Origin of the sequence: Terasakiella sp. (assembly GCF_048267425.1) — a bacterium.
GTDB lineage: Bacteria > Pseudomonadota > Alphaproteobacteria > Rhodospirillales > Terasakiellaceae > Terasakiella.
The window spans coordinates 188,188-205,382 of record NZ_JBLWXN010000008.1 but is presented as its reverse complement, the minus strand read 5'-3'; the positions used below and the strand labels follow the sequence as shown (position 1 = coordinate 205,382).

General features: G+C 47.2%; 15 protein-coding genes. 11 read left to right on the top strand and 4 right to left on the bottom strand.

Annotated elements, in window-relative coordinates; genetic code table 11:
• The first annotated feature begins 253 nt into the window (after window positions 1–253).
• The 4 genes from ACN0VA_RS13575 to ACN0VA_RS13560 all read left to right on the top strand — a co-directional run bounded on the left by ACN0VA_RS13575 (window position 254) and on the right by ACN0VA_RS13560 (window position 3,763).
• Window positions 254–1,048, top strand: coding sequence for a substrate-binding periplasmic protein (locus ACN0VA_RS13575; protein ID WP_417821681.1), 795 nt, complete (start codon window positions 254–256; stop codon window positions 1,046–1,048).
• Window positions 1,049–1,152: 104 nt separating this feature from the next.
• Window positions 1,153–2,559, top strand: coding sequence for an aldehyde dehydrogenase family protein (locus ACN0VA_RS13570; protein WP_417821680.1), 1,407 nt, complete (start codon window positions 1,153–1,155; stop codon window positions 2,557–2,559).
• A 154-nt stretch (window positions 2,560–2,713) separates the two neighbouring features.
• Window positions 2,714–3,148 (top strand): hypothetical protein, encoded by a 435-nt coding sequence (locus ACN0VA_RS13565; protein ID WP_417821679.1) that lies wholly within the window; start codon window positions 2,714–2,716, stop codon window positions 3,146–3,148.
• Between the two features lie 27 nt (window positions 3,149–3,175).
• Window positions 3,176–3,763, top strand: a complete 588-nt coding sequence (locus ACN0VA_RS13560; protein ID WP_417821678.1) for a rhodanese-like domain-containing protein — start codon at window positions 3,176–3,178, stop codon at window positions 3,761–3,763.
• A 73-nt stretch (window positions 3,764–3,836) separates the two neighbouring features.
• On the opposite strand, the gene ACN0VA_RS13555 is transcribed toward ACN0VA_RS13560, so the two are convergent.
• A complete protein-coding gene (locus ACN0VA_RS13555; protein WP_417821677.1) occupies window positions 3,837–4,736 on the bottom strand; it encodes a LysR family transcriptional regulator in 900 nt (299 codons plus the stop codon).
• Between the two features lie 136 nt (window positions 4,737–4,872).
• Between ACN0VA_RS13555 and ACN0VA_RS13550 the strand changes: the two genes are divergently transcribed.
• From ACN0VA_RS13550 to ACN0VA_RS13540, 3 genes are all read left to right on the top strand, one after another.
• Window positions 4,873–5,421 (top strand): carboxymuconolactone decarboxylase family protein, encoded by a 549-nt coding sequence (locus tag ACN0VA_RS13550; RefSeq protein WP_417821676.1) that lies wholly within the window; start codon window positions 4,873–4,875, stop codon window positions 5,419–5,421.
• Window positions 5,422–5,494: 73 nt separating this feature from the next.
• Window positions 5,495–6,160 carry a pyridoxamine 5'-phosphate oxidase family protein gene (locus ACN0VA_RS13545; RefSeq protein WP_417821675.1) on the top strand — a complete coding sequence of 222 codons (666 nt, stop codon included), beginning with the start codon at window positions 5,495–5,497 and terminating at the stop codon, window positions 6,158–6,160.
• Window positions 6,157–6,675 (top strand): HPP family protein, encoded by a 519-nt coding sequence (locus ACN0VA_RS13540; RefSeq protein WP_417821674.1) that lies wholly within the window; start codon window positions 6,157–6,159, stop codon window positions 6,673–6,675. The genes ACN0VA_RS13545 and ACN0VA_RS13540 overlap by 4 nt, the downstream gene beginning before the upstream one ends.
• Before the next feature lie 10 nt (window positions 6,676–6,685).
• On the opposite strand, the gene ACN0VA_RS13535 is transcribed toward ACN0VA_RS13540, so the two are convergent.
• Genes ACN0VA_RS13535 through ACN0VA_RS13525 form a run of 3 tightly spaced genes read right to left on the bottom strand, consistent with a single transcriptional unit; the run spans window position 6,686 to window position 11,871 of the window.
• A complete protein-coding gene (locus ACN0VA_RS13535; RefSeq protein WP_417821673.1) occupies window positions 6,686–7,426 on the bottom strand; it encodes a hypothetical protein in 741 nt (246 codons plus the stop codon).
• 16 nt (window positions 7,427–7,442) lie between these two features.
• Window positions 7,443–9,461, bottom strand: a complete 2,019-nt coding sequence (locus ACN0VA_RS13530; protein WP_417821672.1) for a CHASE2 domain-containing protein — start codon at window positions 9,459–9,461, stop codon at window positions 7,443–7,445.
• A gap of 37 nt (window positions 9,462–9,498) precedes the next feature.
• A complete protein-coding gene (locus ACN0VA_RS13525; RefSeq protein WP_417821671.1) occupies window positions 9,499–11,871 on the bottom strand; it encodes a caspase family protein in 2,373 nt (790 codons plus the stop codon).
• 187 nt (window positions 11,872–12,058) lie between these two features.
• Between ACN0VA_RS13525 and ACN0VA_RS13520 the strand changes: the two genes are divergently transcribed.
• From ACN0VA_RS13520 to ACN0VA_RS13505, 4 genes are all read left to right on the top strand, one after another.
• Window positions 12,059–12,283: a hypothetical protein gene (locus tag ACN0VA_RS13520; RefSeq protein ID WP_417821670.1), complete on the top strand. Its 225-nt coding sequence runs from the start codon at window positions 12,059–12,061 to the stop codon at window positions 12,281–12,283.
• 399 nt (window positions 12,284–12,682) lie between these two features.
• Complete coding sequence (locus ACN0VA_RS13515; protein ID WP_417821669.1) at window positions 12,683–14,422, top strand: sensor histidine kinase; 1,740 nt, start codon at window positions 12,683–12,685, stop codon at window positions 14,420–14,422.
• A complete protein-coding gene (locus ACN0VA_RS13510) occupies window positions 14,415–15,770 on the top strand; it encodes a sigma-54-dependent transcriptional regulator (protein WP_417821668.1) in 1,356 nt (451 codons plus the stop codon). Before ACN0VA_RS13515 ends, ACN0VA_RS13510 begins: the two co-directional genes overlap by 8 nt.
• Window positions 15,767–17,005, top strand: a complete 1,239-nt coding sequence (locus ACN0VA_RS13505) for an ABC transporter substrate-binding protein (RefSeq protein ID WP_417821667.1) — start codon at window positions 15,767–15,769, stop codon at window positions 17,003–17,005. Before ACN0VA_RS13510 ends, ACN0VA_RS13505 begins: the two co-directional genes overlap by 4 nt.
• The last annotated feature ends 190 nt before the right edge of the window (window positions 17,006–17,195 follow it).

The following is a 17,195-nucleotide window of genomic DNA, read 5'->3' as shown; positions in this document are numbered from 1 at the left end:
GAAGAAGCCCCCATTTTTCAGGTGGCTGACTACGGTTTGGTTGCGGACCTCTTTGATGCCGTACCGGAACTGGAAAATTCATTGACTTAGACCTGCCTTTCATCCCGCAATGAAAGCAGAAACTTAAGGGCAGGCCAATGGTCTGCCCGTTTTTTTGTTGGTTTATGGCTGTAGAATTGTATTGAAAATATTGAATTGAAAGCTCAATTATAAATAATAGGAAGAGCATTATATAAAACGAAAGGGATATTTAATGAGAAGGGAGTGGTTAAGACAAACGTTGTCTCTCTTCTTTCTGGTTGGATTTTCTATCGGAATAAAGGCCGCATGGGCGCAAGATAAAGGGATTACAATCGTCACAGGCGATGATTATCCGCCTATCACGTCACAGAAGCTGAAACATGGCGGACTGGGTTTGCGCATTGTCATGCGGGCGTTTGAATTGGCGCAATTCCCTGTGGAGAAAGTCAAATGGCAACCTTGGGCACGGGGGTATTCGTTGACACAGTCCGGGGTGCTTGACGCAGCTTTCCCGTGGGGACCGACGCCGGAGCGTTATAAAATCTTTTATTTCTCCGACCCAATTCTGCATATGACAAATTATGCCTATGTTCTGGAAAAATCGGATGTGTCGATTCACCAAAGAAAGGATTTGAAAGGCAAAGTCTATTGTAATCCTAATGGATATGGTGATTTCGGTGTGATTAAAGAACTCAAGGAAAAGAACCTGATGAAAAGGGAGGCGCCGTTGAACATGGTGTCTTGCTTTAAAATGTTGAAAGAGGGCCGGGTGGATCTGGTGGTTTCTCCTCAATGGGATGCGGATTATGGAATTTCCGGGGCAAAGTTGGACATGGACACAGTTCGACGTGAACCAATGAAGGTTGCACAAACACCGCTCAGTTTAATTGTCTCTCTTAAAAATAAACGTGGCCCGGAAATTATTTCAGCCTTTAACAAGGGGTTGAAAAAAATGAAAGAAACGGGTGAATTTATCCGAATTTATCACGAGTTTGGTTTTGATGAATTTTTGGAACCCAATAGCTGAGTGCGCAGTTTTACGGATAAAATAGCACTTGTTTACACGCGTTTTTCTCGGCAAGATAAAAGTTACAAAAGAAACTAAAACTCTGACAGACGAGGCAGGAAAAGATGACAGAACAAACATATGCGCTGTTGATTGATGGTGCACAGGTTGCGACGGATGATCATTTTACGGTTTTGAATCCGGCAAACGGGCAACCCGTTGGTCATGCGCCCAAGGCATCAACAACTCAATTGGATGAGGCGGTACAAGCTGCACGTACAGCTTTTAAAAAATGGAGCGCGGTTTCAGATGAAGAACGCCAGCAGGCTTGTTTGAACATTGCTGCTAAAATCGAAGAACATAGTGAAGAATTGGCGACCCTTTTGACGAAAGAACAAGGTAAGCCGTTAAACGGATTGGGTTCACGTTTTGAAATTGGTGGAGCAAAAGCCTGGACGCAAGTAACCGCAGCTTTGCAAGTTCTGCCAAAGGTTTTGCAGGACACAGAAGAGGGCAAAGTCGTTCTTCATCGCAAACCTATTGGCGTCGTCGGGTCGATCACCCCGTGGAACTGGCCGGTGATGATTGCGATTTGGCATATTATTCCAGCGGTGCGAACTGGTAATACAGTGGTGTGTAAGCCGTCGCCTTTTACCCCTTTATCCACCATCCGCTTGATTGAATTGATGAACGAGGTTTTACCTGCCGGTGTCGTGAATTGCATTACGGGAGATGATAGTCTCGGGGCTGCCATGTCAACCCATCAAGGAATCGATAAAATTGTCTTTACCGGATCGTGTGCGACCGGGCAAAAAGTGATGATGAGTGCCGCGGCAACCATGAAACGTCTGACTTTGGAACTCGGCGGAAATGACGCCGGGATTATTCTACCTGACTGTGATCCCAAGGAAATCGCGGAAGGGCTGTTCTGGGGGGCCTTTATTAACAACGGTCAAACCTGTGCAGCGATGAAACGTTTGTATGTGCATGAAAGCCTGCATGATCAGGTCTGTGAGGAATTGGCCAATGTGGTGCGCACGATCCCGATGGGGGACGGTTTGGATGAGGCGAACGTCATCGGCCCTATCCAAAACACTATGCAATTTGAAAAGGTCAAAGGTTTGGTCGAAGATGCCAAACGCAAAGGGGCACGTATTTTAACAGGTGGCGAAGCAGGCGAAGGGCTATTTTATCCGACAACATTGATTGCGGGGGTTGATAATGGCTGGCCCATTGTCGATGAGGAACAATTTGGTCCGGTTCTTCCCATTATTTCCTATCGTGATATTGACGAAGTGATTGAGCGGGCCAACGACAGCCCCAATGGGTTAGGGGGATCGGTTTGGTCCAAAGATATTGAAAAAGCCAAAGAAATTGCCAGCCGACTGGAATGTGGGTCGGTCTGGATCAATAAACATGGTGCGATCCAGCCCAATGCGCCGTTTGGTGGGGTCAAAGGATCCGGTATCGGTGTGGAATTTGGTGAAGAAGGTTTGGCGGAATATACCAATATTCAGGTGATTTTCAGTTAAAAGACTCTATTGATTCAAGAACAGCCTGCTTCATTTTGAGGCAGGCTGTTTTTTTTATGTGAAAAGAAATTGATAATTCGCAATGTACTTTACAATAAAATTATAATATAAGATTTAACTAATGTTTATTTCTGACTTATTGGAGTACCCCCGCATGATGAAAATATTCTCGTCTCTCGCCCTTGTCATGGGTTTAATGCTATCTTCTGTTTCTTCCTATGCAGCCGAAGCAGCATCAAAGACCTTTGTTGTGATTACATCTGAGAGTGTGGAAACACAGGGAATGGCCTTGGTCTTGAGCTTGCAAGCGCTGAAGAATGGTTCTGATGTCCGTATTTTGCTTTGTGATCATGGTGGGGATATTGCTAAAAAAGACTATCAGGCAACGCCGTTGAAACCCTTGAACGCGACACCGCAACAATTGCTGAAAAAAGCAATGTCAACTGGGGCAAAGGCTGATGTCTGTGCGTTATATCTGCCGAACCGTGGCCTGGGTATGGATGCTTTGATCGAAGGCGTTTCCAATGCCAAACCGCCGCAAATCGGGGCGTATATGGCAGACCCGTCCGTTCGTTATTTCACATTCTAATCAATGAATAGGACAGGAGGTTTTTCTATGAAATATGTTGCAGCGGCCTTGTTGGCATTTACGTTGATTGCGCCGGGTTTTCAGGCACAGGCGGCAGATGTTCCAACCAAAAAAACGGCACAAGTACAATCCGGCCTATATGTCACAGCAAAAGAAGCATGGGACATGATGCAAAAGGATGAAAAGGTTGTTTTGATTGATGTGCGCGACCCGATCGAAGTGATGTTTACCGGTTTTACCGATGAAACCGATATTCATGTCCCTTATCTTCTGAGTGATCGTACGAAGCAAAATGCGAAAAAGTCGGTTTATGCGATGACAAAAAATCCGAACTTTGTGAAAGAAGTCAAAGAAGCCTTGTTGGCAAAAAATGTCTCGAAAGACACGCCTTTGGTCTTTATGTGCCGCTCCGGCAGTACGCGCAGTGCACCGGCGGCTGATCTGTTCTTCAACGAAGGATGGACGAAAAGCTATACAATGGTGGATGGCTTTGAAGGCGGTAAAAACAAGGAAGGTAATTCCAAGGGAGTGCGCGATGTCGATGGATGGCGTAATTCCGGTTTGCCGTGGGGCTATAAGCTGAACTTCGAAAAAATGTATATGGCCGCAGAATAAATCTATCCAAGTACGAATGAGAAAAGGCGCAATTGTTTCTATACAGTTGCGCCTTTTCTTTTGAGTTTACGACCTAGTTCAGGTGAGGGTCGGCACGCAGACGTTCCACCAGATAATCGACACAGGCGCGAACTTTGGCGGAAACCATGCGCCCTTCCTGATGGAGTATATGAACAGGCAGGGGCTTTTCTTCAAACTCGGAAAGAATGATTTTCAACCGACCATCACCCAGATAAGGCGCGATTTGATAGGATAAAAGCCTTGAAATCCCAAAATCTTTGAGAACGGCTTCGATGATTGTATCGTTGGTGTTGGTTTCAAAACGCGGATTGGCTTTGGCGTGAATGCGTGTGCCGTTTTCTTCAAACGACCATATATTTGATGACCCGACCGCGTTGGATTGAAGGGTTTGATGGTGTTCAAGCTCGCTTGGATGTTGGGGGATACCGTGTGTTTCTAAATATGTTTGTGAGGCAAAGGTGATTTTGCGGACATAACCGACCCGAACAGCATTGAGAGAAGAGTCCGGTAAGTCCCCGATCCGTACAGCGATATCCATGCCTTCGTCGATCATATTGACCACCCGGTCCAAGAACAGGGTGTTAAGATTGACCAGAGGAAAATCACGCAAGAAATCTATGAGAACAGGTGTTACATACATGCGTCCGAAAAGGGCGGGGGCGGTTACGTTTAACCGTCCACGTGGCGCACTGTGTGAACCAATGGCGGCTTCCTGTGCTTCTTCTACATCGCTGAGAATGCGTTGGCAATCGCGCAAGAAACGTTGACCGCTGTCGGTGAGGCGCACAGACCGAGTGGTTCGAATAAACAGGCGACTGCCAATACGGTCTTCAAGGGAAGCCACCGCACGCGTGACAGCAGGGGGCGACATGGAGAGTTTTCGGGCGGCTGCGGCAAAGCCGCCCGTCTCAGCCACATTAACGAAGACTTCCATTTCCAAAAATCGATCCATTTTATAATTCCGAATATCGTAATAATAAATTGTATAAATAGTATATTAATATTTTTTATAAAACAATCTAACTTCTCTTTCGTCAAGGCGAACAAGCCTGAACGTTTTAAAACCCAAAAAATCGAGAGAGAAGAAAATGAGCCGTATTGCAATTATTAAAAAAGAAAATGCCACAACAGAACAAGGTGAATTGCTGGATGCGATCCAAGCCAAACTTGGCATGGTGCCGAACTTTTTAGGCGTATTTGCACAATCCCCTGATGCGCTGAAAGCTTTCCTTGGACTGCACAGTATTGCGGAAAATGGCACACTGGATGCCCAAACCCGCGAACGGATTGCTTTGGTCGTGGCACAAGGCAATTCCTGTGAATATTGTTTGTCTGCCCATAGCGCGATTGGGCGCAAAGCTGGTTTGAATAATGCCGAGATTGAGGCCAATCGCAAAGGCACGTCGTTTGACGCCAAGGCGGCTGCGGCAGTCAGTTTTGCAAAAGCCCTGAACAACAATATGGGCGATGTAACGCAGGCTGAGTTCGACAGTGTGCGCGCAGCGGGGTTCAGTGATTCAGATATCGTTGAAATTATCACACATGTCGGCATGAATATTTTGACCAACCTGTTAGGCAAAGCCACATACGTTGATATTGATTTCCCGAAAGTGGAATTGGCACAAGCCGCGGAATAATGCCCCGCCAACTGACGGGTGTTGTTCCTGAATGAGAGCAGCACCCGTCCTTTTTATTTGAAGGAGGTTTGAAATGTCGCGCAGGTTTGCTGAGATTAGTTTTACACCGTCCGTCCGTGCGGCTCAAACGCGATATGGATCGCGCAAGGCCTATGCCGGATTGGAAGACCATGATCAAACACCGGATAAAATAGGACCCATTGAAACAGCCTTTATTGCGGCCCGTGACGGTTTTTATCAGGCAACGGCCAATGGAGATGGCTGGCCTTATGTCCAATATCGTGGCGGTCCAAAGGGGTTCTTGCGGGTATTGGATGAACAGACCCTTGGTTATGCCGATTTCCGTGGAAATGTCCAATATATCAGCGTCGGCAATATGGCAGAGAATGATAAAGTTGCTTTAATTTTAATGGATTACCCCAATCGTCGGCGTTTGAAAATTTGGGCGCGGGCCAAATTGGTGGACTATCAAGATGATCCTGCCTTGGTTCAACGTCTGGAAGACCCAACTTACCGCGCCCGTGTGGAACGTGGGGTTATCTTGACGGTGGAGGCAATAGACTGGAATTGCCCGCAACATATTGTGTCGCGTTATAGCGAAGAGGAAATTCAAATTGCAATGGAACCCTTGCTGGAACGATTGGATGAATTGGAACGTCAAGTTGGGCAGGAGCAAGGCGATAAAGATGCATATCGTCAAATTTTTAAGAATAAGCGCCGTAAAGGAGGCGAACAATGATCGCAGTATCCAGAAAATATATAGATAAAATGATGGGTAACGATAAATTACCGCAACGGGCCACTATCGGGTTTATTATATTGTCTTCACTCGGTGCGACATTGGCGATAACGTTAAGTGTATTTCTCAGCGCAATTTATGACTGCGCGTTAATGATGGCCCCGTTCGGTGCCAGTTGTTTTCTGGCCTTTTCCTTGCCCGACAGCCCGTTGGCACAACCCAGGAATATCGTGATTGGTCATGTTTTATCTGCGGGTGCCGGTTTTATATCGCTTTATCTGTTTGGGGATTCTTGGTTCGGTGGGGCCTTTGGGGTTGGGCTCGCGGTCTTTTTGATGCTGATCACGCGGACCTCGCATGCACCGGCTGGGGCCAACCCATTGGTGGTTTACGCTGCCCAACCGGATTTGATGTTCCTGTTGACCCCTGTGTTCTTCGGTGCCTGCCTTATTGCCGGTTTTGCCATTATTTATAATAATTTCAGACCGAATATCTGCTACCCGAAATATTGGTAAATACTTCCCTTTAATTGGCGTTGATGGCTTCACGCTGGATAATCGCCAGCAGGCCACGGGCTTGATCGTTACATTCTTTTGCCGCCAGCGAGACTAAAAATTCCACATCGCTATAGGTGCGGTTTTCCAGGATATGCAGGTTGATAAGGGTTTTGCTATCTTTGCCTTCCTGCATAACCAGAAAACGGTCGCCATCGGTGATTTTCAGATTTTCCGGCCATTGGTTGATCTCGCCAGCATCTTTCCATTTGAGGGTTTCCGCCATACTGTCGGCAACATTAACCAAAGTAACCGTGGCATAGTTTTCTTTTTTATAACGATCAATAATCGGTTGCTTGCTGTCAATGATGCAATAATCACCGGTTTCTGAAATATTAATGGCAAGCGCCTGATCACGTCCTTTCAGGGAGGCGGCCCGGATGGCCCCGACGCTGCTTGAATCTTCTGCCGTGGATTTTACCAGACTGGCAAGGGCGCGCATGGCTTTACTGTCCCCACCGCCTGCACCGTCTTTTTCCAGTTTATCTTTATAGGGACCTTTTAAATGCAGGGTCTTTCCTTGGGCATTGATAAAGACAACGGATTTTTTGTCGGGGATATCGACGATGGTCTCCGATGTAATCTGATCGCCCGCTTTAAAGGTTTTTATGGAGGAAGAAATCACAACATATGAGCTGGCAAAAGCTTGAGTGCTTAGCCCCATGACAAGGGCAAGGCCAGCGGTGAGAAGTTTTTTATTCAGTTTAAACATTGCCAAAGCTCCTTGGTTATTTCGTTGTGGCACGGTAAACACCGTCCCAATCCGCATCCGGTGGGCTTTCCTGCCACGCCTGAATGCGATTTTCATAAAGGGTGAATAAGCCGGGGATGTTAAAGGGGGCGGCGCTTGTACGCGCGCGCTTCAGACCTTCAAGTGCCTCTGCCCAATTTTGCGCCCGGTAGTTTGCAAGCATGGTTTCAAAATCATTTTTAAACGCGAGGAAGCTTTTATCCTGAGCAAGTTCATCCCCGCCCAGCAAAGTATAAATCCGTACGGCCTGTGTTTTCCCTTTGACCTGAATGAGGTCCAGTTCCACACAGGCTTGATCGGGGGCGAGGTTCAAGGTTTCTTCGGAAATTACGACGTCAACGCCGTAGGTTTTGCTTTGCCCTTCCAAACGAGACGCCAGGTTGACCGTATCACCCAACACGGAATAATCGAAACGTTGTTGGGATCCCATATTGCCAACGACACATTCGCCGCTATTAAGACCGATGCCGACTTTTAACGGAATAAAGGGTTTGTTGTTTTGTTTGGCTTCTTCTTCCAGTACCGCATTTAAAGTGACCATTTCATCCAGCATGCGCCGTGCACTAATGCAGGCGTTTTTTGCATGTTCCGGGTCATCAAGCGGGGCATTCCAGAAAGCCATGATGCAATCGCCCATATATTTATCAATGGTCCCGCGATAGGACATGATTTGATCGGTTAGCGGTGTCAGCATCCGGTTGATAAGGCGTGTCAGCCCCTCGGCATCATATTGTTCTGAAATGGTCGTGAAACCACGCACATCGCAAAACAGAAGGGTTAAAACCTTGGTTTCCCCGCCGAGTTTTAACTGATCGGGCGCAGAGACGAGTTGGTCAACCATCGCAGGCGACAGATAATGATTAAAGGCATTTTGGACAAAGGCGGAATGTTGTTTTTGTTGATAAGCGGAATAGGCCGACCCCAATCCAATCGCCCCGCCATAAGCCAGAAGCGGGGACAGCATGGGCACAACGATCGCCATTTGCGTAAATAGCCAGATAATCACATAGGTTATGGCGACAACACCGGCCAAGGACAGCAAGATGCGTAACGCAGCACCAATAGGGGCAAAGACCAAAATCGCGGCCAATAGGCCCAAAATGGTTGCGATTGTGATTTCTGCAATAAGGGAGGTGCCTTTTTCTGTGCGGTTTTCAATGATCTGTGACAACATATGTGACTGGATCATAACGCCGGGAATAACCCCGTCCTTGGGGCCAAGTGCGGCGGCAAACGGTGTTCTGTGACGATCCCCAAACGGCAGGTCGGCCCCGATCATAACGATTTTGTCTTTAAACCATTCTTTGGGTAAAAACTCGATCACATCAATCGCATACATGGGAAAAGCCGGGGTGTCGGCATCCGGTGGGCTGCGATACTGGATACGGACACTTTCCTTTAAGGGGGCTGCACCAACGGCTTTTGCGATTTCGGATGCGAAACTGTATTTGAACCCGTCTTGTGTTTCTTTTCCCACAAACACATTGCGCACAGTCCCATCAACAGGGTCTTTATACAGGTTTGAAAAACCGGAACGCACCCCCTGCAGGTAGTCTTTTTGAAACGTGTATTGCGTTTCGGTCAAGCCGGTTTCTAGGTCTGTCCACCCTGTGATAATCGGGATGTCGGATTGTCGTAACAGGGTTTGCAGGCGGGCGTCTTTTTCAGCTTCGGTCGGTTGGTCAAACAGGATATCCAACCCGATGGCCCGAATACCTAATCCTTGCAAATACTGTATTTTATCGGCGAGAAATCCACGGTCCACCGGGGATCTGTATGGCAGTTTTGCCAGTGTTTCTTCGGTAATGCGCACAATCACAATCTGATTGTCTGTTTGTGAAGGCGTATTGAAGATACTGAACCGCATGTCGGAGGCCCAGTTTTCGGCAATCGAAATAATGCTGATATATCGGGCGGGCAGGGTGGCAAAAGCGACCGTCAAAATGACGATCGCAATTTGCACCATGACAAAAGTTTGGTTTTTTACCGTTGCCATGTTTCCCCCTTGTTGTGTTTATGCAAACGCATAGACCTTAGACTTTAACGGCCAACGGGAAGTCTTGCCCGCGCGAGCTGATGACGGGGAATTGCGGTTCTCGTCCGCCTTCTTCGCTCAGTTCCGGCAAACGGTCTTCAATAAAGCGTGACAGGCCGCGTACCGATACCAAGCCATCATTTTTGCGCGGGTTGACACCGCCACCGTTCAAGGCTTCCAAAATGGTGTAGGTGAAGGCCCCATGTCCCAGGTCCGTCAATTCAACGGCAAACTGTTCTTTCGCGGCCCCCGCAATAACATGAATACCAGAGGTCCGTGACAGGCGGCTTAAAGCTTTGCGTTCTTCAAAACCACGTGTTTTGGCAACGGCAGCGCCGGATTTACAGCTATCCATCAGCATAACGACTTTTTGGGCCGGGATTTCTGCAACCCAGGCTTCCAGTTCGGAAGACGGAATGCCTTTTTCACGCACATGATCCGGGCGTTCGGGGTAGGTGACGTCATAAGGCATGAAATACCAGCTTTCGCCCAAGGTATCGCCATGTCCAGCCAGATAGATCAAAACGACATCTTCGGGCTTGGCGTCATCTTTAATCGACATCAAGGCGGCTTTAATACCGGATTTGGTGGCCTGTTTATCAAAAACAGCGGTGGTGCGGATATCTTTAAACAGTTTTTTCGGTTGTTTTTCAAAGAAATCCTTGATGCCTGTGGCATCGGGCACCCCGTAGTTCAATGACAGGGCCGGGTTGCGATAATCATTAATGCCGATGGCGGCAACATGCAGCACACTTTTCAGTTCCGCACCACTATAGGCGATTTTAACTTTGGCGGGTTTACTTTCAATCGCATCTTTGCTGAGTGCAACACAACGTAAGTCGTTTTTACCCGGTGCCAATTTAATTTCGAAATCGTGGCTGTAAACCTTGTCCTCTGCATCGCCTTCATCGGGCATATGTTTAGCAACCAGTTTGCCGTTTTGATAAAGACGGATTTCTTTGACACCACCGCCTAAATCAGCGGCCTGTACGCTGACTTCGAATTCATCTTCATCGGTGTCTTCATCGGAACTGGGGCTGGCAATGGCGACTTCGGGCGGGGTTGCAAAGGAAACGGATAATTTTGGGCGTTCCTGAACGGTTGTGGGGGCTTCACTTGCCGATGCCAACGCCAGAACGCCCGGTTCCATATGGCTTTCCCCGAACTGATCCATATCCAGCGACATATCGGCATTTTCCCACTTCACAGCGGTTAAAGCATCGCCATCGCCTTCAAAACCGCCTGTTTCAACATCCAGTGCGGCCCAACCGTCTTGCTTGGTCACAACAACACGGGCGGTTTCCTTGCCTTTGTTGGCATCTAAAATGCGCGAGGTGCCATCCTTGCTGGCCACATGCACCACATTGTTGCTTGTGCCGAATTCAACGGATTTAACTTCTTCGGTGTTTTTAAGTTCCGCGATGGTCGTTTTTGTATTGATATCGTTGATCTTGACCTGCCCATCGGGGGAGGCGGTTGCGACCTTGGTTCCGTCATCACTGACGTTGGCTTGGGTCACGGGCGCCCCTGTGTTGACTTCGCTGACGGTTTTGCTGAAATCGGCATTCCATTTTTTGACGGTGCCATCGCTTGAGGTCGTGATATAGCCACTGTCGTCTTTTAAGGCCTGAATATGGGTGACTTCAGATTTATGGGCCTTGACGGTTTTGACGGCCTTGTTGCTGGTGCTGTCTACAATTGTGATTTTCCCGTCATTGCGTCCGGCAAGAACCGTTTTCCCGTCGTTGGACAGGGAAACAGCCTTGAGCTGACTTTTGGAAACTTTTGTTTGAACGGCTTGTTCCGGCTTGTCCGTATCAACGATAACCAAACTGCCGTCTTCCATTGCTACGGCTGCTTTTGAGCTTTTGTTCGCAACGGCGACGGCTGTTGGTTTGGTGCTGGACTGTGGTTTCCAACTGCCTTTTGCCTGACCGCTATTGGCATTGATAACGCTGAGAGAACCGTCTTCTGCGGCACTGAGGGCTGTTGCGTTATGTTCGGACATGGCAATGGTTGTTACAGGTGCCTGATGGAGGTTGTCTACTTTCTTAACCTGACGGCCCTGATCCAAATCCCAAATGGTGACAGACCCATCATCATGGGCTTTCAACATATGCTTTTTATCCCGAGTCCCGGATACTTTTGCAGATGTGATGGCGTTGATTGCGGTAACTTGCTGTAAATCCACAGTTGCATGGGCGTTTACGACAAGGCTAAGGGAGCTGTTGATCGCATCTGTAATGGTCGATGTGACGGTTTGTGTAATAACAGAAGGCGGCATAAACTGGGCCAAGGCTGCGTTACTGGCCAGAACGGCACCAGCAGTTGTGATCGCAGTCGAGGTTAAAAATTTTCTACGACTAATCATGTTCCCTTAAACTCCCATTCGCATATTGGTGACGACCTATGAAGGTAATCACAAGTTTAGCGTTAAATTACGATTAGAACCATTATATCAAAAAGTGAATAAAATAGGTTACTTATTTTGCGCTTTAATGGACAAGTTCAGCAAAAGCTTTTATACTAAAGCATAATGTAACAAGGAGCCGATCATTATGAAAACAGCCCTTCTCAGCCTATTCAGCGTTGCTATTTTGACTTTTGCCCTGTCCAGTGCACAGGCAAAATCTCCGACCGTAGAAAGTGTACAAGGAGTTTTGGATAGCACGGTCTCCAAAGTCTCTCAGGAAGAAGCAGACAAAAAGAAATCTGAGACAGATAAAAAAGATATGAAAGAGAAAATGAAAGACGACGTTAAAGAAGAAATGAAGAAAAAATAATGAAGACTGAAACCCGATAGCTTTCATTCTTCGTCTGTTATCGCTAAAGAATTCTTGAGAGGCAGCGCCTTTCCTTTTTAGGAAATAAGGTGTTGCCTTTTTTTATATGCGAATCCTGTTCTTGTGGCGATGGTATGAAGGGGCAGAGAGCTCTCTATCCTTGTTTGTTCATTGTTATTTTCAATTTTGGAAATGTTCCAAAAGGTTCTTGTTCCGGTTTTATTTACAAGATGATCGAAAATCGCTCTTTCGCGCTGGTATTTTGATCGAAAAGCGCTCATCGTTTGAACCTGATTGATAAAAAATTACAGAAAATATGGTGTTTTTGGGCTGGCAGAAAATTTGCAAAAAGGGCTGGCAACAGGGTTGAACAAGATTAGACGGTCTGGAAGACAGGCGATGCGTAAAATGAAAAGCGGCCTGACATGGTTTGCGCCATATAGTCGTGTTGCGTCACGATATATTATTTTCTCGTTGACGGCGGCGCTGCTTCCGATCGTGGTTTTGTCTGCGCTTTACGACAATTATTTTGTCGAATTGATCAATAAAGTGTCAGACAAGAAGAATACGGCACAGATTGTCGCGTATGAAAATACCGTGCGCCATTTCTTTAAAGAACGCGAGATCGAGTTGGACGACCTGAAAGATCAGTTTGACCATCCACGGTTTTATCAGGCAGGGGGTGATTTTGATCTCGTGCCTGAACTCGAGGCGATCTTACGGGTCTTGTCCGATACCAAATATATTTATGCCATTTTGTTTTATGGTGATGACGGTCAGGTCGTTCATACGTTCCCAAGCAATAGTCCGCTGGCCCCGTATGACCAAAACAATCAGGTTACAGATTATCAAAATATGGAAATTATCGGCCCGTCGCATTCCGAGATTGGGTTGCCCAGCTGGGTCGTTATGAAAAATTCGTTTGATGCCCGCCAAAGCAAGCGTGGTATTGGGCTGGTCATCCGGTTTTCATCCTTAACCCGTTTTATGGATGACTTTATTCTGCATGGGTTTCGTCAAGCCTATCTTCAGGTCGGGGATGGGCGGTATTTCGACACATCTGGACTTGATTTACAGGGGCGTCCCAGCGGTTTACTGGAAGATGTCAGCGAAATTCTGCCCGGCTGGAAAATGTATCTGCGCGATGAGTCAGCCAAGGTAATCCCGCCAAGTCAGCAGGTGCGTTATATGCTGCTCTTGACCACTCTGTTTACGGTTTGCGTGATTTTATATGTTCATTATAGCATCGGTTACCGATTAAATGAGCAGGTCGGGCGCTTGGTCAAGCGGGTGGAACGGGTGGCCCAAGGCGACATTAACACGCCGTTGAAAGTCGCGGGGAACTGGGAAATTCATCGGTTGAGCGTTGCCATTGAAAGTATGCGCAACCAATTACAAAAATTCATTCGATCCAACCTTGAGATGGAACGTCAAGCCAGTCTCGGACAAATGGCGGCTGGTATTGCCCATGAAGTGCGCAATCCTTTAACGACGTTGAATACAGCCGTACAAGCCCTGGCCAAGCAGGAAAAGGAAAGCGAGAAACTGGAACTTCTGGAAATTATGGGTGATGAAATTTCCAGAACAAATACAGTGATTAAGGGCTTGCTGGATTATGCCCGTCCGCGTGATCCAGAACCTTGTCTGATTGCGGTACGGGCCTTGTTTGAACATGCCAAGGTCTTGGCCGATGTTGTCGCCAAGAAATATCACAGTCGTATTGAATTGTTTATCGAAGAAGATGCCGAAAATATTCTCACCTTGTTCGGAGATTCCATTCATTTACGCCAAGTCGTTTTGAATTTGGTTTTGAACGGTTTGCAAGCGATGGAAGGCAAAAAGAAGGGCCTTCTGGAAATTACGGCGCGGCGACAAGGTGACCATTGTGTCATTGCGATCAAGGATGAAGGATGCGGCATTCCGGAACATGCGCTCGCCCGCGTGCTGGAACCGTTCTTTACCACAAAACCCTATGGCACGGGATTAGGCTTGGCCATTTGTGCCAGTCTGGTGGAACGTAACCAAGGTACGATGACGATTGAAAGTGATCCGGGATCAGGCACGACAGTGACCCTTCATATGCCGATTTTAAGATGGACCTATCAGGAAAACGAGAAGGAGAAAAAGGAACGTGAGTAAAATCAAAGTTCTGGTGATCGATGACGAAATGAACCTCGTCCACAGTATCAAGTTTTCGTTAAAAGCCGAAGGAATGGAAGTTGTCGCCGGATATAATGGCGAAGAAGGTATCTTTTTGGCGAAACGTGAAAACCCCGATATTATTTTTCTGGATTTGAAGTTGCCCGATATCACCGGCATGGATGTGCTGGAAACCCTGCAAAAAGAAAAAATAGATATTCCGGTTATTATGATTTCCGCGCATGGTGATACGCGTGCGGCGGTGCAGGCGGTGAAATTGGGGGCGGTGGATTATCTGACCAAACCTTTTGAACTGGACGAGCTGGTGTTGCTGATAAAACGCAACGTGGAACGTACCAAGCTGGAAAAGGAAGTTGTTTTTCGTCGACAAAAGGACACTGTCACAAATGGTATTGTGGGAACCAGCCTGCCGATTGAAAACCTGAATACGCAAATTGAACAAATCGGGAAAAGTGCAACGCAAAAGGTCTTGATCACCGGACCGTCGGGAACAGGCAAAGCCTTGGTTGCGCGTGGCCTTCACACAATGCGTCATGGGGATACCTCGTTTGTGGAAGTCAATTGCGCCGCCTTACCGGAACATTTGATGGAAGCTGAATTGTTTGGGGCGGAAAAAGGCGCCTATACCGGGTCGGTTGAAAAACGGATCGGTCTAGTGGAATTGGCAGAAGGCGGCACGCTGTTTCTGGATGAAATTGGGGAAATGTCCCCGGCGTTGCAAGCCAAACTTTTGACGCTTTTGGAAAGTGGGACATTTCGTTCCGTCGGGTCTGCACGGGAAAAACAGGCGTCTGTTTTTGTCATTGCCGCAACCAATCGGGATTTGCTGGCCGAAGTGGAAGAAGGCAATTTCAGACGTGATCTGTTTTACCGCTTGAATGTGGTTCCCATTACTGTTCCTGCCTTGAAAGAACGTGGGGATGATATCAACCTGCTGCTGGATTATTTTATCGATTTCTTTTGCGAGCAGGAAGGACAACAGCCTGTTGTGTTGTCTGAGGCAATCCGGGCGCGGTTGAATAGTTATGAATGGCCGGGCAACGTGCGGGAGTTGAAAAACCTGATGGAACGCTTGACCATTTTATATCCCGGTCAGGATATACAAATGACCCATTTGCCCCATGAAATTGTACAAAGTGAAGTCAGTACCGAGACCAATTCGGAATTGGTTGATAGTGTTGAAGCCTATGAACGCGAAGTGATTGAAAAAGTTTTGCTGGAACATAACGGGCGCAAAGGACTGGCGGCGGAGGCATTGGGCATTTCGCGCCATGCGTTGAAACGGCGTATGCAACGTCTGAATATGACAGCGGGACATAAGGGATGAGAAAACGTCTTACCTTTGCAGCCTTTGGGTTTTTGTTTTTATGGTCACATGGTGCTTTTGCCCGTCAGGAATTTGGCGCGTCCAAGGCGGATGCCGATGCCCATGTTGGATGTTTGTATCCTTTAAGCGGTTATGGGGTGGATTTTGGGAAAGACAGTGTTGTCGGTATCCAGTTAGCGTTGGAAGATATCAATGCGCTTTATGAAGACCCGCCCAAAATTCACGTGATTATTGATGATACGAAACTTAAAACCTCCCGCTCCTTGCGGCTTGTGCGTGATTTCGTGAAACAGGACAAAGTCCAGTATATCTGTGGAATTGTCAGCTCGGGCATTGCCCTTGAAGTCACGAAAATTATCGAAGAACTTGGCGTGATTTTTGTTGGAACGGATAACGCGTCCTCCCGTTTGACCGGGGCGGCTTTGCAACGCAATTATTTTCGCATGACCAATAATACCGCACAAACAATGGATGCCGCTGCACAATATATCAAAGACAGTTTTCAAGGCATTTTAGAAGATCGCCCGTTGCGGATTGCGTTTATCGGGCCGGATTATGATTATGGCTATCAGAACTGGCGTGATTTTCGCCGTGCAATGGCGGATCAGGATGTGGCCTATACGACCGTCGCGGCCTTGTGGCCCAATTTATTCGAAGTAGATTTCAGTACCTATATCAACTCACTCTTAAATGCCAAACCTGATTTGATTGTCAATGAACAATGGGGGGATGATTTCATTACATTTTTACGTCAGGTGCAGGATACGGATTTATTAAAACATTCCAAATTGGCTAACTTTGGTTCCGGCGGGGATTATGACGTTTTAAAAGAACTGGGCGATGATATGCCGTTGGGCTTGATCCTGTCAGCACGTCATCATGTCAATTGGCCGAATACGAAAGAAAATAAACGTTTTGTGCAACGTTTTTATCAACGCGCAGGTCATTACCCATCCTATGTCGCCCAAGGGGCCTATTCCGGTATTTTGGCGATTGCCTATGCGCTGAAACATACGCCCCCCCCTCATACAATTGATAAAGTGCGCGAAACATTGGGGGGCTTGCGTTTTAAGTTACCGGAAGACCCGGATGGTTTTTCCTCTTATATGGATCCTGAAAATCATCAAATTGAACAGGTCATATCTATCGGTCAAACCGTTGCCGATGAACGTTTTCCCCCGGCAACGCGCCTGTTGGGCAATTGGCGAAATTATTTGCCGATAAGACATCCCTGATAAATGAGCGCATTGCGCCCAAAGCCGTCATATGAGCGGAGCGTTAGCCGATCATATAAAACTGGATATTCAGAAAATATATAAAAAATCGTTTAAAAATAGATGGTTATGCCATTCCTGTGAATTGGCATGTTCCCTGCTGTTGTATGGGGGAAGGTCCTGCAAAAGGCCCTCGCATATAACAGGCAGG